The organism is Cupriavidus sp. GW822-FHT02D05, from assembly GCF_058802485.1.
Genome location: NZ_JBXAOE010000002.1, coordinates 189,634 through 209,957 on the forward strand (window position 1 = coordinate 189,634; position 20,324 = coordinate 209,957).

17 protein-coding genes are annotated in these 20,324 nt (G+C 66.0%); 4 read left to right on the top strand and 13 right to left on the bottom strand.

The annotated features are described in order from the left end of the window. The first annotated feature begins 126 nt into the window (after positions 1-126). Positions 127-387: a hypothetical protein gene (locus tag AC1RQK_RS03260; RefSeq protein WP_492372790.1), complete on the top strand. Its 261-nt coding sequence runs from the start codon at positions 127-129 to the stop codon at positions 385-387. Positions 388-400: 13 nt separating this feature from the next. On the opposite strand, the gene pgeF is transcribed toward AC1RQK_RS03260, so the two are convergent. After that, on the bottom strand, positions 401-1,192 hold the full coding sequence (gene pgeF, locus AC1RQK_RS03265) for a peptidoglycan editing factor PgeF (RefSeq protein ID WP_492807653.1): 792 nt from the start codon (positions 1,190-1,192) through the stop codon (positions 401-403). Next, on the bottom strand, positions 1,182-2,492 hold the full coding sequence (locus tag AC1RQK_RS03270; protein WP_492372788.1) for an RluA family pseudouridine synthase: 1,311 nt from the start codon (positions 2,490-2,492) through the stop codon (positions 1,182-1,184). Before AC1RQK_RS03270 ends, pgeF begins: the two co-directional genes overlap by 11 nt. On the opposite strand from AC1RQK_RS03270, the gene AC1RQK_RS03275 reads away from it, so the two are divergent. Next, positions 2,416-3,246 (top strand): outer membrane protein assembly factor BamD, encoded by an 831-nt coding sequence (locus AC1RQK_RS03275; RefSeq protein WP_183031633.1) that lies wholly within the window; start codon positions 2,416-2,418, stop codon positions 3,244-3,246. The genes AC1RQK_RS03270 and AC1RQK_RS03275 overlap by 77 nt on opposite strands. Positions 3,247-3,338: 92 nt before the next feature. Here the strand turns inward: AC1RQK_RS03275 and yoaA are convergent, their stop codons facing one another. The 3 genes from yoaA to AC1RQK_RS03290 form a co-directional block, all read right to left on the bottom strand. After that, complete coding sequence (yoaA, locus tag AC1RQK_RS03280; protein ID WP_492807861.1) at positions 3,339-5,516, bottom strand: DNA repair helicase YoaA; 2,178 nt, start codon at positions 5,514-5,516, stop codon at positions 3,339-3,341. A 76-nt stretch (positions 5,517-5,592) separates the two neighbouring features. Then, on the bottom strand, positions 5,593-5,796 hold the full coding sequence (locus AC1RQK_RS03285) for a DUF465 domain-containing protein (RefSeq protein WP_150987726.1): 204 nt from the start codon (positions 5,794-5,796) through the stop codon (positions 5,593-5,595). Positions 5,797-5,941: 145 nt separating this feature from the next. Then, positions 5,942-6,754, bottom strand: coding sequence for a hypothetical protein (locus tag AC1RQK_RS03290; RefSeq protein ID WP_492372787.1), 813 nt, complete (start codon positions 6,752-6,754; stop codon positions 5,942-5,944). Positions 6,755-6,955: 201 nt separating this feature from the next. On the opposite strand from AC1RQK_RS03290, the gene AC1RQK_RS03295 reads away from it, so the two are divergent. Continuing rightward, positions 6,956-9,325, top strand: coding sequence for a Tex family protein (locus AC1RQK_RS03295; protein ID WP_492372786.1), 2,370 nt, complete (start codon positions 6,956-6,958; stop codon positions 9,323-9,325). Between the two features lie 118 nt (positions 9,326-9,443). On the opposite strand, the gene AC1RQK_RS03300 is transcribed toward AC1RQK_RS03295, so the two are convergent. From AC1RQK_RS03300 to AC1RQK_RS03335, 8 genes are all read right to left on the bottom strand, one after another. Continuing rightward, positions 9,444-11,342 carry a potassium transporter Kup gene (locus tag AC1RQK_RS03300; RefSeq protein ID WP_492372785.1) on the bottom strand — a complete coding sequence of 633 codons (1,899 nt, stop codon included), beginning with the start codon at positions 11,340-11,342 and terminating at the stop codon, positions 9,444-9,446. A 330-nt stretch (positions 11,343-11,672) separates the two neighbouring features. Then, positions 11,673-12,392, bottom strand: coding sequence for an ABC transporter ATP-binding protein (locus AC1RQK_RS03305; RefSeq protein ID WP_492807656.1), 720 nt, complete (start codon positions 12,390-12,392; stop codon positions 11,673-11,675). Continuing rightward, positions 12,389-13,219, bottom strand: coding sequence for an ABC transporter ATP-binding protein (locus AC1RQK_RS03310; RefSeq protein WP_492372783.1), 831 nt, complete (start codon positions 13,217-13,219; stop codon positions 12,389-12,391). Before AC1RQK_RS03310 ends, AC1RQK_RS03305 begins: the two co-directional genes overlap by 4 nt. Next, entirely contained in the window at positions 13,216-14,187 is a 972-nt protein-coding gene (locus AC1RQK_RS03315; RefSeq protein ID WP_492372842.1) for a branched-chain amino acid ABC transporter permease, read from the bottom strand. Before AC1RQK_RS03315 ends, AC1RQK_RS03310 begins: the two co-directional genes overlap by 4 nt. A 58-nt stretch (positions 14,188-14,245) precedes the next feature. Continuing rightward, a complete protein-coding gene (locus tag AC1RQK_RS03320) occupies positions 14,246-15,112 on the bottom strand; it encodes a branched-chain amino acid ABC transporter permease (RefSeq protein ID WP_150987739.1) in 867 nt (288 codons plus the stop codon). A gap of 110 nt (positions 15,113-15,222) precedes the next feature. After that, positions 15,223-16,404 carry an ABC transporter substrate-binding protein gene (locus AC1RQK_RS03325; protein ID WP_183030966.1) on the bottom strand — a complete coding sequence of 394 codons (1,182 nt, stop codon included), beginning with the start codon at positions 16,402-16,404 and terminating at the stop codon, positions 15,223-15,225. A gap of 145 nt (positions 16,405-16,549) precedes the next feature. Further along, a complete protein-coding gene (locus tag AC1RQK_RS03330; RefSeq protein ID WP_492807659.1) occupies positions 16,550-17,365 on the bottom strand; it encodes an alpha/beta fold hydrolase in 816 nt (271 codons plus the stop codon). Positions 17,366-17,379: 14 nt separating this feature from the next. Then, positions 17,380-19,068, bottom strand: coding sequence for a benzoate-CoA ligase family protein (locus AC1RQK_RS03335; protein ID WP_492807661.1), 1,689 nt, complete (start codon positions 19,066-19,068; stop codon positions 17,380-17,382). Between the two features lie 231 nt (positions 19,069-19,299). On the opposite strand from AC1RQK_RS03335, the gene AC1RQK_RS03340 reads away from it, so the two are divergent. Further along, positions 19,300-20,238 (top strand): helix-turn-helix transcriptional regulator, encoded by a 939-nt coding sequence (locus tag AC1RQK_RS03340; protein WP_492372781.1) that lies wholly within the window; start codon positions 19,300-19,302, stop codon positions 20,236-20,238. Positions 20,239-20,324: the final 86 nt, after the last annotated feature.

Sequence of the window (20,324 nt, forward strand, 5' to 3'; positions counted from 1 at the left end):
CCTGTCAATGCGGAAAAATGCGCGGACCGGCGCTAACGGCAAAATGCGCTCAGCGCGAACCTGCGAGCCTCCCTTTGGCGCCACTCCGGCCACGGGGCTAGCTTGCCCGAGAAGGATGACTTCCTGATGTACATCGTTGCAATCGGTTGGCTGTATGTGGTCCTGATGATGGCCATTACCGAGCATACCGTGGTCGCGGGACTGGCCACGTTCGTCTTTTACGGCCTGTTCCCCGTGGCGATCCTCGTGTACATCATGGGCACCCCGGGGCGCCTGCGCCGGCGCAAGGCAGAGGAAGCGAGGCAGGCGAAGAGCGCGCAAGCGCCCTCCGGCTCCGTGGAACCTGCAGAATCCGCGGGACAGGAACAGCCGCCTGCCCGGGATTGACGCTGGGAAAGTTTCAGGCGGCCAGCCAGACCAGGCTGGCCATGCGCCCTGTGACGCCGTCGCGCCGGTAGGAGTAGAAGCGCTGCGCATCGCCAACGGTGCAGGCGTTGCCGCCGTACACCGCGGTGCAGCCGGCGCGGGCCAGGCGGATGCGGGCCAGCGTGTAGATATCGGCGAAGTACTTGCCGCCTGCGCCGGCGCGGAAGGCAAGATCCACCTGCGCCATCTCGTCAGGCCGCGCCTGGGCCAGGAACGCCTGCCGGACTTCGGCGCCAACCTCGAAGGCATCCGGGCCGATCGCCGGCCCGAGCCAGGCCAGCCACTGCGCCTGCGCGCCAACCTGCTTGCCCATACGCGCCAGGGTTGCCTCGATCACGCCGCCACACAGCCCGCGCCAGCCGGCGTGCGCGGCGCCAACCACGGTGCCGGCACGGTCGCACAGCAGCACGGGCAGGCAATCGGCGGTCATCACGGCGCAGACCCGGCCAGCGGTCGTGGCAATGCTGGCGTCCGCCTGCGGAACCACGCCATCGGCGGCAAACTGGTCCTCGGTGGCGATCGCGCAGCCGTGCACCTGCTCTAGCCAGCCGGGCACGGCCGGCAGCCGCGCGGCCAGCCGTGCGCGGTTGGCCGCGACCGCGGCGGCTTCGTCGCCCACATGGGTGCCAAGGTTCAGCCCGCCCGGGCTGCCGTCAGCCAGGCCGTAGGGGGCCTCGCTGACGCCGCCCTGGCGGGTGGTGGACAACGCGCGCACCCGCGCCGGAGCCGGCCAGTCCGGGACTAGCCAAGGCGCCTCAGTCGTCATCGCCGTATTCCCATGCGCCGTCCTCGCCTTCGGTCCAGCCGTCGTCCTCCTCTTCGTCGTCGGCACGGTCAAAGTCGAGCGCCTCGATCAGCGCCTGCAAGTCATCGGGCGGCTGCGCTTCCCAAGATACGAGCTTGCCGGTGGCCGGGTGCACCAGCCCAAGCCGGAAGGCGTGGAGCGCCTGGCGCGCCAGCGGCACCGGCAGCGGTGCCTTGATGGCCGGACGCTGGCCGCGCTGGGTGGCGGCGCGGTGATAGACCGGGTCGCCCACCATCGGATGGCCGATCGACTCGAAGTGGACGCGAATCTGGTGGGTGCGGCCGGTTTCGAGCTGGCACATCACCATGGAAACATGGCCGCGCCCGAGCGGCACCGTGCCAAGGGTACGGAAATGGGTGCGCGAGGGCTTGCCGCTGTTGGTGAGCACGATCGCCATGCGGATCCGCTCGCGCGGATCACGGCCGATCGGCGCGTCGATCGTGCCGGACTCGGGCGTCACGCCCCACACCAGCGCCAGGTAGCTGCGCTTGACAGTACGCGCCTGCAGCTGGCGCACCAGGTCGGTCTGGGCGGTCAGCGTGCGGGCCACCACCATCAGCCCCGACGTTTCCTTGTCGAGCCGGTGGACGATGCCCGCGCGCGGCAGGCTTGCAGCCTCCGGGTAGCGGTGCAGCAGGCCGTTTAGCACCGTGCCGCCCCAGTTGCCGGCGGCAGGATGCACCACCAGGCCGGCGGGCTTGTCGATGACCAGCAGCGTGGCGTCCTCGTACACGACGTTGAGCGGCACGTCTTCGGCCACGAAGGCGCGCGATTCTGCCGCCGCCTGCGGACGGACCACGACGCGTTCGCCCATCTGCACGGAGGACTTGGAGCGGCGCACCTCGCCGTCGACCAGCACCGCCCCGTTCTCGATCCATTGCTGCAGGCGGCTGCGCGAGAAGCCGCTGAGGTGGCGTGCCAACAACTTGTCGAGGCGCTCGCCGTGTGATGCACCATCGACTTCGATCTCTACCGGCTGCATTTCCAATTCGATTGGAGATGCCTCCGCTCCTGCCTCCAGGCCGCCTAGCGCGGCCACATCGGTCAGGTCTTCCAGGTCCTCCACCTCGTTCAAGATGTCGGTTGAATCGGCAGCTTGCTGCTCGATGCCCTTGGCGGCGGTTTCCGACAAGGGGCTTGGGCTATAATGCTTGACGCTATTTTTCATCCGGGATACGTTGCCCATGCAATTGATGAGCATGAAGCGCGCCAGCTGGCGCGCAAGAATTGGAGCGATTCTGCTCGCAGGCGGCTGCGTCATGCTATCGGCGTGCGGCCTGCTGTCGGATCAACCAGACGAAACTGCCGGCTGGTCGGCTAACAAATTATATTCGGAAGCCAAGGACGCACTAGATTCCGGCGACTTTACCCGAGCTGTGAAGCTGTACGAGAAGCTTGAGGGACGTTATCCCTTCGGCCGTTTCGCCCAGCAGGCACAGATCGATACCGCCTACGCCAACTACAAGGACGGCGAAACCGCCGCCGCGCTTGCCTCGGTCGACCGCTTCATCCAGTTGCATCCGAATCACCCGAACGTGGATTATGCCTATTACCTGAAGGGCCTGATCAACTTCAATGACAATTTGGGCTGGCTCGGCCGTTTTTCCGGTCAGGACCTGAGCGAGCGTGACCCCAAGGCCGCGCGCGCTGCTTATGACGCCTTCAACACGCTGGTCACGCGCTTCCCGGACAGCAAGTACACCACGGACGCTGCCGCGCGCATGCAATACATCGTGAACTCGCTGGCCCAGCACGAGGTCCATGCGGCACGTTACTACTACCGCCGTGGCGCCTACCTGGCTGCGGCAAACCGGGCCCAGCAGGCGCTCAAGGACTATGACGGCGCACCGGCCAACGAGGAAGCGCTGTACATCATGATCCGCTCGTACGATTCGCTGGGCATGAAGGACTTGCGCGACGATACCGCCCGCGTGATGGAAAAGAACTTCCCCAACAGCGATTACATCAAGTACGGGGAACGCCGCAAGGACAAGTCCTGGTGGGAAGTGTTCTGAACGTCAGGCACGGCGCTTGAGTGCGCTGGCAACAAAAAACCCGATCGGAAGATCGGGTTTTTTGTTTGTTGGCCGCCGCCCGCGCCAGGCGGTCAATCGGGTGCGGCTTCCCCTCCGGCGTCGTCGGCCGCCGGCGCGCTTTCGCCATTGCGCAGCGACTCCAGGAAGTGCACCACCGTCTCGGCCTCGCGCGTGCGCTTGAAGGGCGGCAGGCTCTGCCAGATCTGGCGGCCGTAGGGCTTCTCCACCAGCCTGGTATCGCAGATCACCAGCACGCCACGGTCGGATTCCGAGCGGATCAGCCGCCCCGCGCCCTGCTTGAGCGTGATCACGGCATGCGGCAGCTGATGCACAGCGAACGGGCTCAGGCCCTTCTTTTGCAGTACTTCCATGCGCGCCGCCAGCACCGGGTCGTCGGGCGGGGCGAACGGCAGCTTGTCGATGATGACCAGCGAGAGCGCCTCGCCGCGCACGTCGACGCCTTCCCAGAAGCTCTGGCTGCCCACCAGCACCGCATTGCCAAGCTCGCGGAAGCGATCCAGCAATTCGGTACGGCTGGCCTGTCCCTGCACCAGCAAGGGCAGTTCCAGGCCGCGTTCGGCAAAGGCCTCGTAAAGCAGGTCGGAGGCACGTTGCACTGCCCGCAGCGTGGTGCACAACAGGAAAGCGCGGCCGCCGGCGGCCTCGATCAGCGGCAGCGCGGTCTGCACCACGGCGTCGGTGAACTGCGGCGACTGCGGCGCCGGCAGGTCGCGCGGCACGTAGAGCAGGCCCTGGGTGGCGTAGTCGAACGGACTGGGCAACGTCAGCGACTTGTCCTTGTCCAGGCCAAGCTGGGCCGCATAGTGCGTGAAATTGCCCTTCACGGATAGCGTAGCCGAGGTGAAGATCCAGGCGCGAGGGTGCCCTTCGCGCTGGCGCGTGAAGATCGGCGCGATCGACAGTGGCGTGCGGTGCAACTGCACGGTCTGGGAGAACACCTCGACCCAGCGCACGGTTTCCGGCCCGAAGGCCACGCTGGCCGGGGACTTTTCATCGCCCTCGACTGCGGCGGGCGGTGGCACCGCCTTGGCATCGTTGCGCCAGGCGGCCAGGCGCTGGTCGAGCTCCACCGCGCGGCGATGGCACTGCTCCAATGACTCGGCACGTTCGGCCTGGCTTTCCAGCAGGGTCACGAATTCCGCCAGCGCGGTTTCGAGCGCATCCAGCGTCTCGAAGAATGGCTTGCCGATGCGGGGATCCGCCTCGATCTGGCTCACCGCGAGGCGGGAATTGTCCCGGGTGAAGGCCAGGCGCAGGTCCCGCGCGGCGCGCTCCAGGGGGGCCGCGATCCGCACCCAGTCGGCGGCGTCCCGCGCGTGCGAGAGGCCCTCGGCCACGGTGTCCCGCGCCAGCTCCAGCAACTGGCTGGTGGATAGGCTCTCGCCGAAGAATAGCGTCGCCGTATCGGGCAACTGGTGCGCTTCGTCGAAGATCACCGTATTGGCCGCTGGCAGCAGCTCGGCCATGCCCGTGTCACGCAGCACCACGTCGGCAAAGAACAGGTGGTGGTTGACTACCACGATGTCCGCCTGCTGTGCTTCCTTGCGGGCGCGCATCACAAAGCACTCTTTGTAGCTCGGGCACTCCGTGCCCATGCAGTTGTCGCGGGTCGAGGTAACCAGCTGCCAGACCGGCGCGTTTTCCGGCACCGAGGCCAGCTCGCCCTTGTCGCCCGACGACGTGACCTTGGCAAAGCGGGCGATCTCGCGCAGCCAGGCGGCATCCTGGCGCGAAGCCAGGCGGCCCTGGATCTCGGCCCGCTCCAGGTGGTAATGGCAGAGGTAGTTGGCCCGCCCCTTTAGCAGCGCCACCGACACCGGCACGTTGAGCGCTTTGCGCACCGTGGGGATATCGCGAAGGAAAAGCTGGTCCTGCAGGTTCTTGGTGCCGGTGGAGAGGATCACCTTGCCGCCCCACAGCATGGCCGGAACCAGGTAGGCGAAGGTCTTGCCCGTGCCCGTGCCGGCCTCGACGATGACCGTGTCTGCGCGCTCGATCGCCCCGGCCACGGCGGCAGCCATCTGCTCTTGCGCCGCGCGCGGGCGATAGCCTTCGATGCCGGTGGCCAGTGTCCCGGTCTCGGCAAAGATAGTGGCCAGTTGAGCGGCGTGCGAAGCCGCCGTACCGGACGGCCCGGCAGCGCTGGCCGCCGGTGCTTCGGGCGAGTCAGGCGTGTCGGGCGTAGCGGCTTGATCAGACGGATCTGACGTTACGTTGGCGGCGGGCAGGTCTTCGGAGTCGGGCAAGGCGAGGCTTTTTGGCGAGCCACTTCAAGAGCGGCCCGGGGCAAGGGGAATCGGGGAATCAGGCGGGCACGTCCGGCTCGAGCTGAAGCTGTAGCAAGGTAATCGCGTCCTTGAGCTTGAGACGGCGCTTTTTCAGTCGGCGCAGTTGCAGCTCATCGTGCGCGGCATCAGCCGCCATGCGGTCGATCAGGTAATCGAGATCGCGATGCTCGATCTGCAATTCCATGATCTGTCGCGATAAGGTATTCAGGTTGCGGTCCATGGGCTCCCCCGCTCAAAGCCGGCGCTGGGCGCCGGCGGGCCGGTACGGCAAATGACGTGGGCGCGGCCAGATGCATCGCGCCGACGTCTGGCACCGGCTATTGTCGCCGGTATTGCCCCCGGCTGTGGGCGCGGCGCTTAGCCGCTCAGAAACCGAAGGGACGTGGCGCGGACGCCTGACCCTGCTGCTCCTTGGCCTTGGCACGACGCTCGTCGACGTCTTTCTGCCGTTGCTCGGCGTCACGCTGCTTTTGCTCGTAAGCCTTGACATTTTCCTGCCGCTGCTTGGCTTGCTGCGCGCCCTGCTCCTGGGCGGCCTTGACGCGGGCATCGAAGTCGGCCTGCTTCTTGTCGTAGGCCTGGGCATTGGCGGCGCGCTGCGGCGCATCGGCCTCGTGCTGCGCATCGCGCAGTTTCTGCTCTTGCTGCTTGCGCTCGTAGCTTTCGCGGCTGGCGCGCTCGTTGGCGTCGCGGCTGGGCTGCTCCGCTTCGTACTGGGCGCGCTGGATCGCCTGTTGCCGGTCACGCTCGGCCGCCTTGAATGCGCGCTCAGCGTCACCGACCTCAAGCTCCCGCTTGCGCAGCACCTGCAACTCGGCACGCTGCGCGTCCTTGGCCTTGTCGATGCAATGCGTGACAAAGAACTTGTTGTAGCAATCGTGCTCGGCCGTGCCATAGCGATAGGTGGTCCAGGCGCGCGAGTCGCTGATGGCCTTGCGCTCCGCGGCGAAATCCCGGGGCGGCGTTTGCGCCGCGCCGGCAGCGGCAGGAGGCTGCGCGGCACCAGGGGCCGCCTGCGCCTGGCCGAGCGTTGGCAGGAACAACGCCGCCAGGCCAGTGGCAAGCACGGCAAGCCGCACCTGCGCAGGCAGGAAGCGGGCCGCGCGGAGCACAGCCGGAGTGGCGAGGCGGTCGGGGAACGCGGCCGCAAGGGCGGTCGGATGTGGCTTGACGATCATGCTTGGATTCTAACATCCGCCCTGCCGGTTGCCGTGCTTGTTGCCACGCTTGTTGACATACGGGCAGGCCGGCATCCCGGCGCGGCGCCACCGCCCCCGCGGGCACCCCGGGGCCACGCAGGCAGCCCCACTCCCAAGCGCCTCGCCGCGTGGCGGCAAGCTTGTGGCAAAATGCCCCGCTTTCGACCGACTGTTTTCCTGATGTCCACTCTGCCAGCTTCCGTCATGCAAAAGATCGTGTCGCTCATCGCGGCCGAACTGTCCGTCCAACCCCGCCAGGTGGCGGCGGCCGTAGAACTGCTCGACGAAGGCGCGACCGTGCCGTTCATTGCGCGCTACCGTAAGGAAGTGACCGGCAACCTGGACGACACGCATCTGCGTAATCTGGAAGAACGCCTGCTCTATCTGCGCGAGATGGAAGAGCGCCGCGCCACCATCCTCGCCTCGATCGAGGAACAGGGCAAGCTGACGCCCGAGCTGCGCGCAGCCGTCGAAGGCGCGGAGACCAAGCAGGTCCTGGAAGACCTTTACCTGCCCTACAAGCCCAAACGCCGCACCCGCGCCCAGATCGCGCGCGAATGCGGGCTGGAACCGCTGGCGCTGGCGCTGCTGGCCGACCCCACGCTGGACCCGCAGGCCGAGGCCGCCAAGTACGTCAACGGCAACCCCACCGCCGAGGGCGGCGTGCCGGACGTCAAGGCCGCGCTGGATGGCGCGCGCGACATCCTGTCGGAACAGTTTGGCGAAACCGCCGAGCTGCTCGGCAAAGTACGCGAGCACCTGTGGAGCCATGGCCTGGTCACCTCCTCCGTGATGGAAGGCAAGGAAGGCGCGGAAGAAGAGAAATTCCGCGATTACTACGAATACAGCGAAACCATCCGCACCATTCCGTCCCACCGCGCGCTGGCGCTGTTCCGCGGCCGCAATGCGGGCGTGCTGATGGTCAAGCTCGGCCTGGGCGAGGAACAGGACGCGATGGTGCCGCACCCGTGCGAAGGCATGATCGCGCGCCATGTCGGCATCCAGAACCAGAACCGCCCGGCTGACAAGTGGCTGGCCGATGTCTGCCGCTGGTGCTGGCGCGTCAAGGTGCAGCCGCACCTGGAAACCGAGCTGCTGACCCAGCTGCGTGAAACCGCGGAAAGTGAAGCCATCAAGGTGTTCGGCCGCAACCTGCACGAACTGCTGTTGGCCGCGCCGGCGGGTCCGAAGTCCGTGATGGGCATCGACCCGGGCATCCGCACCGGCTGCAAGGTGGCCGTGGTCGACGCCACCGGCAAGCTGATCGACACCGCCACCATCTACCCGCACGAGCCGCGCCGCGACTGGAACGGCTCGCTCGCCACGCTGGCGCGCATGGCCAAGCAGCACAATGTCATGCTGGTTTCGATCGGCAACGGCACCGCCAGCCGCGAAACCGACAAGCTGGTGCTGGACCTGATGAAGGCATTGCCCGAAGCCAAGCTGACCAAGATCGTGGTCAGCGAAGCCGGCGCCTCGGTGTACTCGGCATCGGAGCTGGCCGCCAAGGAATTCCCGGACCTCGACGTGTCGATTCGCGGCGCGGTCTCGATCGCGCGGCGCCTGCAGGATCCGCTGGCGGAACTCGTCAAGATCGATCCCAAGTCGATCGGCGTGGGCCAGTACCAGCATGACGTGAACCAGCGCGAGCTGGCCCGCGCGCTGGACGCCGTGGTGGAGGATTGCGTGAACGCCGTGGGCGTGGACGTGAATACCGCCTCGGCCCCGCTGCTGGCCCGCGTGTCCGGCCTGAACACGGTGCTGGCGCGCAATATCGTCGAGTACCGCGATGCCAACGGGGCCTTCCCCAATCGCGCTGCGCTGAAGAAGGTGCCGCGACTGGGTGACAAGACGTTCGAGCAGGCCGCGGGCTTCCTGCGCGTCAACGATGGCGACAACCCGCTGGACCGCTCCTCGGTCCACCCGGAAGCCTACCCGGTGGTCAAGCGGATCCTCGACCAGATCAAGAAGGGCCTGCCGGAAGTGATGGGCAATCGCGAAGCGCTGCGTGGCCTCTCGCCGACATCCTTCACGGATGAGACCTTCGGCCTGCCGACCGTGCGCGACATCCTGTCCGAACTGGAAAAGCCCGGCCGCGACCCGCGCCCCGAGTTCAAGACCGCCACCTTCCAGGACGGCGTGGAAGACATCAAGCACCTGCAGCCGGGCATGGTGCTCGAAGGCGTGGTCACCAACGTTGCCGCGTTTGGCGCGTTCGTCGATATCGGCGTGCATCAGGACGGACTGGTCCATATCTCCGCCCTGTCCACCAAGTTCATCAAGGATGCGCACGAGGCGGTCAAGGCTGGCCAGATCGTCAAGGTCAAGGTGATGGAAGTGGACGTCAAGCGCAACCGCATTGGCCTGACCATGCGGCTGGACGACGAACCCGGCCAGGGCCCGGTCCGCGCGGGCCAGACCGACCGCGGCAACGCGCCGCGCCAGGGTCAGGGCCAGCGGCCCGGCCAGGGCAAGGGGTTCGGCGGCAATCAGCGCCGCGATGAACCGTCAGGCGCCATGGCGGCAGCCTTCGCCAAGCTCAAGCGCTGAGCCTCGCGGGACCGACGTAAAAAAGCCCCTGTGCCATGTGCACAGGGGCTTTTTTACTTTCTGCGGGCCAGTGAGGCTATCCCAGCCGCTACTGCGGCATGCGAGCCGGGGGGTGCCGTCAGATTTCCACCTTGGTTCCAAGCTCAACTACACGGTTGGCTGGAATCTGGAAGAAGTCCGAGGGCTTGGCACCGTTCTGATGCATCCACGCGAACAGGCTTTCACGCCACATCGACATGCCCGGCAGCTTCGACGGAATCACCGATTCGCGGGCGATGAAGAATGAGGTTTCCATCAGCTCGAACTGCATGTTGAGCTTGCGCTGGGCCAGATCCAGCACCCGCTGCACATCCGGCGTTTCCTTGAAACCGTACTCGGACTTGAGGATGAACACGCCGCCGCCAAGATCCTTGCAGGTCAGGCGATGGTCATCGTCCACATAGGGCACGTCGCGCGTGACGAAGCTCAGGAACACCACGCGCTCATGCAGCACGCGGTTGTGCTTGAGGTTGTGAAGCAGCGAAACCGGTACGGACTCGGTGTTGCCGGTCAGGAACACGGCCGTGCCTTCGACCCGATGCGGCGGGTGCGCCAGCAGGCCACCGATAAACGGCTCGAGCGGAATGCCATCTTCCAGGCTGCGTGCGCGCAGCAGCTTGCGCCCGCTGTGCCAGGTCATCAGCAGGAAGAAGGCGGTGCCGCCCATCAGCAGCGGGAACCAGCCGCCCTCGGCGATCTTGAGCAGGTTGGCCGAGAAAAACGCCAGGTCAACCAGCAGGAAGGTCAGGCCAATCAGGGTCACCAGGATCGGGTTCCACTTCCACACGTTGCGCATGACCACGGCGGCCAGGAACGTGGTGATCACCATGGTGGTCGTCACCGCGATACCGTAGGCGGCCGCCAGGTTGTCGGACTTCTTGAAGGCCACCACCACGATCACCACCAGCACCAGCAGGAGCCAGTTGATGACCGGCAGGTAGATCTGGCCGATTTCAGCGTCCGAGGTATAGCGGATGCGCATGCGCGGCACAAAGCCCAGCTGGATAGCCTGGCTGGTCAGCGAGAAAGCACCGGAGATGACAGCCTGCGAGGCGATCACCGTGGCAAAGGTGGCCAGCAACACCATCGGCAGCAGCAAGGGTTGCGGCACCATCAGGTAAAACGGGTTGCTGATGGCTTCGGGGTTCTGCAGCAGCATCGCGCCCTGGCCGAAGTAGTTCAGCATCAGGCAAGGCATCACCACCGCGAACCAGCCCGTGCGGATCGGCCGGATGCCAAAGTGACCCATATCGGCGTACAGCGCTTCCGCGCCGGTCAGCACCAGGAACACCGAGCCAAGCACCACAAATGCCTGCAGCGAATGCTCCATCAGGAAGGTGACCGCGTAGTACGGGTTGACCGCCATCAGGATCGAGGGCACATGCATCATATGGTAGGCGCCCAGCGCGCCTAGCGCGGCGAACCACACCATCATGATGGGCCCGAACAGCTTGCCCACCGCGGCGGTGCCGCTGCGCTGGATCATGAACAAGGCCACCAGGATCACCAGCGTGATCGGTATGACGAAGTGCGACAGCCCGGGCGCAGCGATCTCCAGGCCCTCCACTGCGGACAGGACCGAGATCGCCGGGGTGATCACCGCATCGCCATAGAACATGCAGGCGCCGAAGATGCCGAACATCATCAGCAGCTTTGCCATGCGCGAGCGCGGTGCCGCGGTACGCAGCGCCAGCGCCATCAGGGCCAGGATGCCGCCCTCGCCGTCGTTATCGGCGCGCATGACGAACATCACGTACTTGAGCGAAACCACGATGATCATCGCCCAGAACAACATGGAGATGATCCCCATGACGGCGGCGTCGCTAAATGGGATGCCGTGCTCGGTGCTGAAGCACTCCTTCAGGGCGTACAACGGGCTGGTACCGATATCGCCGAAGACGACGCCGATCGCCCCGATCACCAGCGCACGCTTGCTGGGACTTTCGACGAAATAATGACTGGATGCGGGCTGGGTCATGGATAAGGGTAAGGTTGAAAGGCTCGCGCAACGGCATCGGCGCACGGATATGTGCGCCTGAGATGGCGCAACGGCACCGCGCCGCTATTGCATTGCACAAACGCGCGCCATTCTAGATGAAGTGCCGGGTGACGACCACTAGGGAGCATCCCGCCTTGAGGAACCTGCCTCGTGCTGGTGACGTGGCAAGCATGCGAGGGAAGTCCCGCCCGGTCAAGCGCTTGCGCGGGGTGGACCACCAAATCGCCCACGAATAGGGGGATACGCACGTTGCTGCACCGCCACAAACTGTGCACATTTAGTCACAATTGAACATGGATCGTGTGCGGATCAAACGCCAAGATAGCGATCCAGCAAGCCGGGTTGCACCGCCAGTTCGGCCGCAGGCCCGTTCATGACGACCATGCCCTTCTCCAGCACCACCACGCGATCGGCATTGGCCAGCACCGTGCGGTAGTTGCGATCCACCACCACGGATGCAATGCCGGTGGCGCGCACGGTGGCAATGACCTGCCAGATCTCGGCGACAATGCGTGGCGCCAGGCCTTCGGTCGCCTCATCGAGGATCAGGCAGTCCGGGTTGGTCATCAGGGCCCTGCCGATCGACAGCATCTGCTGCTCGCCGCCGGACAGTTGCTGCCCACCGTGGCCAAGGCGCTCCTTGAGGCGCGGGAACAGGTCCAGCACCCTTGCCTCGTCCCAGTCCATCCGGCCAGACGGCCCTTTGCGCGCCGCCATCAAGAGGTTCTCGCGCACTGAGAGATTGGGGAAGATGCCCCGTCCTTCGGGCACATAGGCCACGCCCAGGCGTGCCACTTCATACGGCTGCGCGCGGGAGACGTCGCGCCCGCCGGCGAGGATGGTGCCCTCGCGCTGCCGCACATGGCCCAGGAGAGTACGCAGCAGCGTGCTCTTGCCCATGCCGTTGCGCCCCAGCAAGCCCACGGTCTCGCCCGTGCCGACGCTGAAATCGATCCCGCGCAGGACGTGGCTGCTGCCATACCAGGCATGGACGCCGCGTGCGGCAATCATCTCGCTTGGCGCGCTCATGCTGCCTGCTCCCTATGCAGGGCCGCCTGGTGGGAGGCTGCCCCCTCCTCGTCCTTCTCAGCCTCCTCGCCCAGGTAAGCCTGCTGGACTTCGCGATTGACGCGGATCGCTTCGGGATCGCCAGAGGCGATCACAGTGCCGTTGACCATCACCGTGATCCGGTCCGCCACGGAGAACACCGCCTCCATGTCGTGCTCGACCAGCAGCACCGCGTGGCCATCGCGCAGCGAACGCAGCAGCGCAAGCATGCGTGCCGACTCCTCCGCGCCCATGCCGGCCAAAGGCTCATCCAGCAGCAGCACGGTGGGCTGGGTGGCCAGGCACATCGCCACCTCGAGCTGGCGCTTCTGGCCATGCGACAGCGCCGTGGCAACGGTATCCGCGCAGCCTGCCAGGCCGGCGCACTCCAAGGCTTCGTCGCCCAGCGCGCGGCTGGTGCGGCATCGCTGCGCGCCCTCCCACAGCCGCCAGGCCCGCTGCGCGCGCGACTGTGCCGCCAGGCGGCAGTTCTCGCGCACCGTCAGCGGCAGGAAGATATTGTTGCGCTGGTAGCTGCGGCCCACGCCTTCGCGCGCCAGGCGCGGCTGCGACCAGCCGGTCACGTCGCGCCCCTGCAATTGCAGCGCGCCAGACGATGGCGGCAGCTCGCCCGACAACATATTGATCAGCGTGGACTTGCCCGCGCCATTGGTGCCGATCACCGCGTGGATCTCATGCAAGGCCAGGTCCAGGTCCACGTCGCCCACCGCGGTGAGGCCGCCAAAGCGGCGAGTCAGCTTGCGGGCCGACAGGACCGGCGCAGGTACGACAGGTACAGGTGCGTTCATCGTGATCCTCCTTGGCGCCGGCGCGCGGCACCACGGGCCAGGCTGATCAGCCCATGCGGCAGCAAAGCCACCGCCAGGATGACAAAGCCGCCCATCAGCAACTGCCAGTGCTTGGTCAGCGTGCTGAACCACTCCGCGAGCAAGACGAAGGAGAAGGCCCCCAGCACCGCGCCCGCCAGGCTGCCGGCCCCGCCCAGGATCACCATCAGCATGGCGTTGCCGGACTGGTGCCAGGATGCGATCTCCGGATTGACGAAGCCGTACTGGATGGCATACAGGTAGCCGGCCAGGCCGGCAAAGGTGCCGGCCACCACGAAGGCGCCAAGCTGGTAGCGATAGGTGGCATAACCGGCAGCACGCATGCGCTGCTCGTTATGCTTGATGCCCACCAGCGCATGGCCGAAGCGCGAGCGCAGCACCACCGCCAGCCCGGCCACCGTGAGCACCAGCGCGCCAAGCACCAGCCAGTAGAAATGCGTGACGTCGTTGACGTCGAACGGGTGCGCCCCCAACAAGCCGAACTCCGGTCGGAAATAGATATAGGTACCGTCGCTGCCGCCCGCGATCTTGGTGTCGTGAAAGACGAAATACACCATCTGCGCGAATGCCAGCGTGACCATGATGAAATAGATGCCACGCGTGCGCAGCACCAGCGCGCCCACCACCAGCGCCAGCAGCGCGGCCGCGCCAAGCGCGCCCATCAGCAAAAGCCAGCCGTTGCCCGGACCGGCCTGCGGCGCCATCATCGCGGTGGCGTAGGCGGCCATGGCAAAGTAAGCCGCATGGCCCAAGCTGACCAGCCCGGTGTAGCCGATCAGCAACTGCAGCGACAGCGCGAAGATGGCCATGATCATGACCTTGCTGACCAGCTCGATGTAAAAACGCTGCCCGTCCGAGTTCAGCAGTAGCGGCAGCACCGCCAGCACCGCAAACGCGGCCAGCCAGCCCAGGCCGCCCAGCCAGGGCATGGGCTGGCTGCGCGCGCGCGCCGGCCCCTCCAATGCATTGGTATCGCTTGGCATATCCCTACCCCGCCTTGAACAAGCCCTGGGGTTTCCAGAGCAGGATGAGTGCCATCAGCAGGTAGACCAGCACGCCGGAGGCCTCCTGCCAGAACACCTTGCCGAACGTATCGACGAAACCCAGCAGCAGCGAGGCCACCATGGCCCCCTTGACCGAGCCGATGCCACCGATCACCACCACCACGAAGCACACGATCAGCACCTGGCTGCCCATGCCCGGATAGACCGAGGACACCGGCGCGGCGATCATGCCGGCCAGCACCGCCAGGGCCACGCCCAGCGCAAACACGAAGCGGTACAGCACCGTGACGTTGATGCCCAGCGACTGCACCATCTCGCGATTGGTGGCGCCGGCGCGAATCATCATGCCAAGGCGCGTGCGGCGGATGACCAGGTACATGGCCGCGGCCACCAGCAGGCAGATCGCGGAGATAAACAGGCGATAGACCGGATAGGTCATGTCATTGCCGATCGGCAGGGCCCAGTCGAGCATGGCCGGCACGGTCACGCCATGTACGTCGTCGTCCACCAGGATGCTGCGCAGTTCCTCGAACACAAGGATGAGCCCGTAGGTCATCAGCACCTGCTGCAGATGCTCGCGCTCGTAGAGATAGCTGAAGAACACCCATTCCAGCACGTAGCCGAACGCCACCGCCAGCACGATGCCCAGCGGAATGGCGATCAGCAGGCTGCCGGTCAGCCCGGCCAGCGTGAAAGCCAGGTAGGCGCCCAGCATGTAGAAGCTGCCGTGGGCGAGGTTGATCACGCCCATGATGCCGAAGATCAACGTCAGGCCGCTCGCGACAAGAAAGAGCAATAGGCCGTACTGGATGCTATTGAGGCACTGAATGAAGAAGGAAACGATATCCATGGATATCCATGCGGCAAAGCGGCAACTCGGTTGCGGTATGCGGCCCGGCTGGCGCCGGGCCGGACTTCGGCACGGCGCCTTGGCGGCGGCGGGCCACGGCGACTACCCGCTCAGAGCCGGCAGCCGCGCGCCGGATCGGCCAACGCCTTCACTGCAACGGCGCCCAGCTTGTTCTCCCGGCCATCGACTTTGCGCAGGTAGAAATCCTGCACCGGATTGTGGGCCTTCGAGAGCGTGAAAGTCCCGCGCGGGCTATCGACCTTGGTCTGCTCCATCGCCTTGATGACCTCGGCCTTCTTGCTCATGTCGCCCTTGACCGCGCCGGCGCCTGCGGCCAGCAACTGCGCGGCGTCGTAGCCCTGCACGGCGTACACGTCGGGCTGCAGCTTGTAGGCCTTGGCGTATTCCAGGCGGAAGCTCTTGTCGCGCGGGTTGGGCAGGCCATCGGCATAGTGCAGCGTGGTTTCGATGCCTTGCGCCGCGGCGCCCTGTGCTTCCAGCGTGCCGTCGGTGAGGAAGCCCGACGCGTAGAGCGGAATCTTGTCCTTGAGGCCCGCCGCGGCCCAGTCCTTGACGAATTTCACGGCGCCGCCGCCGGCGAAGAACACGAAGACCGCATCGGGCTTGATCGATGCGACCTCGGTGATCAACGCCTGGAATTCCACGTTGGGGAACGGCAGGCTCAACTCCTTCACCACCTTGCCGCCCTTGGCCTCGAAGGCTTCCTTGAAGCCCTTGACCGACTGCTCGCCGGCCGCGTATTTCCACGTCAGCGTGACCACCTTCTTCATGCCGCGCTCGGCCAGCACATGGCCCATGGCGTAGCCCGGCTGCCAGTTCGAAAACGAGGAGCGGAAGATATTGGGGCCGCACAGCGGGCCGGTGGCTTCATCCACACCCGCATTGGGAATGATCAGCAGCGTGTTGTTTTCCTTGGCCACCTTGACGATGCCCATCTGCACGCCCGAGTGCACCGTGCCCACCACCACGTCGACCTGGTCGCGCTTGATCAGCTTGGTGGCGTTCTCCGGCGACTTGGCCGGATCGGACTCGTCGTCCACCTTGAAGTACTCGATCTCACGCCCGCCCAGCTTGCCGCCCTGCTCCTGCACGTACATCTTGAAGCCATTCTCGATGGCGTTGCCCAGCGACGCATAGGTGCCCGTGTAAGGCAGCATGAAGCCAACCTTGATCTTGCCGGTGCCCTGGGCATTGGCGCCCGCGGCAAAGGCAAGGGATGCAGCGATGGCTAGGCATGCGGGGGCCAGCCCGCGCGATGTGAAGCGATGCATGGATGTCTCCTGGTGGTCAAGCCGACTTCCGTCGCCTGGGCCGGCATCGCCAGCCTGCGGGACTCCCATCCGTGCGCGGCATTCGCAGACCTCGCGAGCTGCCGGACGGGGGGGAACTGCAGGCCAACGCGCAGGGGGCGCGGAATTATTTTAGGTATGAAGTATGTGCCGTTATAAACCTGACTGCCGCGTCCGTCAACGGCCCGGGCTGGTCGCGGTGAGGCGAGTGGCCGCATCGCGGGAGTTTAAGCAGGACGGTTTGTGGCGCATATCGATGGATACCCTCAATCTGCGCCATGGTGCCGTATTCATCGTCCTCGCCTTGCACCGCCAGCACGGGACATTGGATCTGCGACAGCAGCGGATGCAGGTCGAAGGCGCGGAACGCGGGATCGAGCCAGATATCGTTCCAACCCCAGAAGGCGGAATCCACATCGTCGTGATGGCGCGCCAGCTTGCTGCGCAGGTCCGCCTGCAGATAGGCCTCGCGGGCGGCCCGGATGCTGCTCACCGAGATATCCTCCACCAGGATGTGCGGCGCCAGCACGGTGATGCCATCGACCGCCTGAGGGAAACTCGCGGCATGTATCAGCGCGATCGAGCCGCCGTCGCTGTGGCCGAACAGCCAGGGCTTGCCACGTTTGCGTCCCGGCCCGATCTCGAGTGTGTCGAACAGCGCCGGCAGTGCCTCGCGCGCCTGGCGATGCATGTAGTCGACGCCCCACTTTTCCGGGGCGGGACGCGGGGTGGAGCGCCCATAGCCATAACGCGACAGCACCAGCCCGCGAAAGTCTCCAGCCTCGCACAGCGCGGCGGGATAGTCGCGCCACATGCTGATCGAACCCAGCCCCTCGTGCAGGAAGACCACCAGCGGGCGCTCCTGCCGCTGCGGCCGCAGCCACTGGATCTCTACCTGGATACGGCGGCCGTCGAACGGAATTTCCACCAATTCGCTTTGCATGCCCTTGCCCTTCATCATCGGTCTGTCGTCGCCGGCGCGATTGCCGACTCCGGAGCCGCGCCATCGGCAGCCGCGTGCGCAGCCTGCTCACGCTGGCGCAGCCGGAAGCGCTGGATCTTGCCGGTGGCCGTCTTCGGCAGTTCAGCCACGCACTCGATCTGGCGCGGATACTTATACGGGGCCAGCCGCGACTTGACGAACGCCTGCAGCTCGGCCGCCATGCCCTCATGCCAGGACTGGCCGGGGCGCAGCACCACGAAGGCTTTCGGCTTGACCAGTTCGTCGGCATCGGCCACGCCGATCACCGCTGCCTCCAGCACGGCCGGATGCAAGGCCAGCACGGCCTCGACCTCGAATGGCGATACATAGATGCCGCCCACCTTGAGCATATCGTCGCTGCGCCCGGCGTAGATGAAATAGCCATCCGCATCCTGCTGGTACTTGTCGCCGCTGCGGGTCCATTCGCCCACGAAGGTGTCGCGGGTCTTGTCGCGGTTGCCCCAGTACATCAGCGCGGCGCTCGGGCCCTTGATAAAGAGGTCGCCAATCTCGCCCTGCGCGCAGGGCTGGCCCGCTTCATCCAGCAGCCTCAGCGCGTAGCCGGGCACCGGCTTGCCGGTGGTGCCGTAGCGCACGTCGCCGGGACGGTTCGACAGGAAGATGTGCAACATCTCGGTGGAGCCAATGCCGTCGAGGATGTCGCAGCCAAAATGCGCGCGGAAACGATCACCGATATCCTTGGGCAGTGCCTCGCCCGCCGACGTGCAAACGCGCAGCGCAACCTCCGGCCGACGCGGCAGGTCGCCCGCGGCCAGCATGCCGGCATATAACGTGGGCACGCCGCAGAAAACCGTCGGGCGCTGCTCGCGCAGCCGGCGGAACACCGCTTGCGGCGTGGGACGTTCGGCCATCAACACGGTGGTGGCGCCAACGGCAAGCGGAAACGTCAGCGCATTGCCCAGGCCGTAGGCGAAGAACAGCTTCGCCGCGGAAAAAACCACGTCGTCTTCACGCAGGCCAAGCACCTGGCGCGCATAGAGATCGGCGGTATGGAACAGGTTGCCATGCGTGTGCACGGTGCCCTTTGGGCGCCCCGTGGAGCCGGACGAATACAGCCAGAAGGCGATGTCGTCCGGCCGTGTGGCGGCAGCGCCTTCCAGCGCCATGCCCTGCCCGGCCATCTCGGCCACGCTCGGCCCCGGGCCGGCACTGCCGGCATCCGGTGCGGCGAGGATCAGCGCGGGCGCGGTGCCAGCTTTGCCGATGGCATCGCGCATGACGCTGGCCAGCGGTGCCGAGACCACGACCGCGCGCGCGCCGCTGTGGTCCAGCATGTAGGCGTAGTCGTCGACGGTCAGCAGCGTGTTGACGGCCACGGGCACCACGCCGGCGAGCAGGCAGCCGAGGAACACCGTGGGGAAATCGATGGTGTCCAGCGCGCACAGCAGCAGGCGCTCCTCGGGGCGGATCCCGGCATGCAGCAGGGCGGCGGCAAAGCGCCGGCATCGCTGGTCCAGCGCGGCAAAGCTGAGCAGGCCGGCATCGTCCACATAGGCGACCTTGTCGGCGCGGCCTGCCGCCAGGTTGCGCGACAGCAAGTCGGCGGCGGCGTTGTAGCGGGCCGGCAGTACGGAAATGGCCGCCGCTGTAGCGGCATGAGTCGCATCGGCCGCCGGGGACGGGGATGCAATGGGGGGCGTCATGTCTCCACTCCTCGATGCCGTCCCCGGGGTCGCACTTCGCCGTGGGAACGGAGTCAGGTTTGTCGTGATTTTTTGTTTTTTCTTGACCTGCATTTGTCGATGCATTTTATTGCATATCGCCTATTATGCAAGCAGAGAAATGCACTATATGACACGAAGGCCGCGTCCCTTATAATCGCAACCCCGATCCTGGCCCCAACCGCTCCCATTCCCTATCCAAACCCGCCCGCCATGCGCCGCGACCCAGACCCACTGCTGGCCCCCGATTCCTCCGACGCCCGCCCTGCCGGCGAGCGCGATCCCTACCTGACGCAACTCGGCGAGCGCATCCGCTCGCTGCGCGCGGCGCGGGGCATGTCGCGCAAGGACCTCGCGCGCGGCGCGGAGGTGTCCGAGCGCTACCTCGCCAACCTGGAGACCGGCACCGGCAATGCGTCCGTGCTGCTGCTGCGCCAGGTGGCGCGCGCGCTGGATGTGCCGCTGCCGGTGGTGCTGGCGGAGATGGAGACCCAGCACGCTGCTGGTGGCCAGCCTGCCTCGGAGTTCTCGCAGCTGGTGCAGTGGCTGGCGCAACTGCCCGCGGCCGACCTGTCACGCGTGCGCGAGGCTTGCCGCCATGCCCTGGCGCCCTCCGCCTCCCATGACGCGCGCCATCGCCGCATTACGCTGATCGGGCTGCGCGGCGCCGGCAAATCCACACTCGGGCGGGCGCTGGCCGCGGCCATGGAAGTGCCCTTCGTCGAGCTCAACGGTGTCATAGAGCAGGAAGCCGGTGCCAGCCTGGCCGAAATCCACTCCCTCTACGGGCAGGCCGCCTACCGCCGCTACGAGATGCGCGCACTTGAACGCGTGCTGCGGGAGAACGACCGCATGGTGCTGGCCACACCCGGGAGCCTGGTCTCGGAGCCCTCCACCTTCAACCTGCTGCTGGCACGCTGCTACACAGTCTGGGTAAAGACCTCGCCCGAGGAACACATGGCACGAGTGGTAGCGCAGGGCGACATGCGCCCGATGGAAGGCAACCGTGAAGCCATGGACGATCTGCGCCGGATCCTGCTGGCGCGCACTCCGCTGTACTCCCGCGCGGACGTGACGATCGACACCAGCGGCCAGGATCCCACCACCTCCCTGCAGGCTTTGCGCGCCCATCTTCGCGTGATTGGCGCGTGATTGGTACCTGTTTGGCGCCTGAACATCGAGCAAGGATTGCGTCGGCCAGATTTGTGCACTATATTTCATCACAAGGGATGATCGAC

Coding starts and splice junctions, on each gene's coding strand:
- AC1RQK_RS03270 (WP_492372788.1), bottom strand. CDS start 2,492: ATGACGCAGCCGCCTGCGAGCAGAATCGCTCCAATTCTTGCGCGCCAG.
- AC1RQK_RS03275 (WP_183031633.1), top strand. CDS start 2,416: ATGCAATTGATGAGCATGAAGCGCGCCAGCTGGCGCGCAAGAATTGGA.
- AC1RQK_RS03315 (WP_492372842.1), bottom strand. CDS start 14,187: ATGCCCTGGCTGGGCGGCCTGGGCTGGCTGGCCGCGTTTGCGGTGCTG.
- AC1RQK_RS03335 (WP_492807661.1), bottom strand. CDS start 19,068: ATGACGCCCCCCATTGCATCCCCGTCCCCGGCGGCCGATGCGACTCAT.
- AC1RQK_RS03310 (WP_492372783.1), bottom strand. CDS start 13,219: ATGAACGCACCTGTACCTGTCGTACCTGCGCCGGTCCTGTCGGCCCGC.
- AC1RQK_RS03340 (WP_492372781.1), top strand. CDS start 19,300: ATGCGCCGCGACCCAGACCCACTGCTGGCCCCCGATTCCTCCGACGCC.
- AC1RQK_RS03285 (WP_150987726.1), bottom strand. CDS start 5,796: ATGGACCGCAACCTGAATACCTTATCGCGACAGATCATGGAATTGCAG.
- AC1RQK_RS03300 (WP_492372785.1), bottom strand. CDS start 11,342: ATGACCCAGCCCGCATCCAGTCATTATTTCGTCGAAAGTCCCAGCAAG.
- AC1RQK_RS03330 (WP_492807659.1), bottom strand. CDS start 17,365: ATGCAAAGCGAATTGGTGGAAATTCCGTTCGACGGCCGCCGTATCCAG.
- AC1RQK_RS03295 (WP_492372786.1), top strand. CDS start 6,956: ATGTCCACTCTGCCAGCTTCCGTCATGCAAAAGATCGTGTCGCTCATC.
- AC1RQK_RS03260 (WP_492372790.1), top strand. CDS start 127: ATGTACATCGTTGCAATCGGTTGGCTGTATGTGGTCCTGATGATGGCC.
- AC1RQK_RS03320 (WP_150987739.1), bottom strand. CDS start 15,112: ATGGATATCGTTTCCTTCTTCATTCAGTGCCTCAATAGCATCCAGTAC.
- AC1RQK_RS03325 (WP_183030966.1), bottom strand. CDS start 16,404: ATGCATCGCTTCACATCGCGCGGGCTGGCCCCCGCATGCCTAGCCATC.
- pgeF (WP_492807653.1), bottom strand. CDS start 1,192: ATGACGACTGAGGCGCCTTGGCTAGTCCCGGACTGGCCGGCTCCGGCG.
- AC1RQK_RS03290 (WP_492372787.1), bottom strand. CDS start 6,754: ATGATCGTCAAGCCACATCCGACCGCCCTTGCGGCCGCGTTCCCCGAC.
- AC1RQK_RS03305 (WP_492807656.1), bottom strand. CDS start 12,392: ATGAGCGCGCCAAGCGAGATGATTGCCGCACGCGGCGTCCATGCCTGG.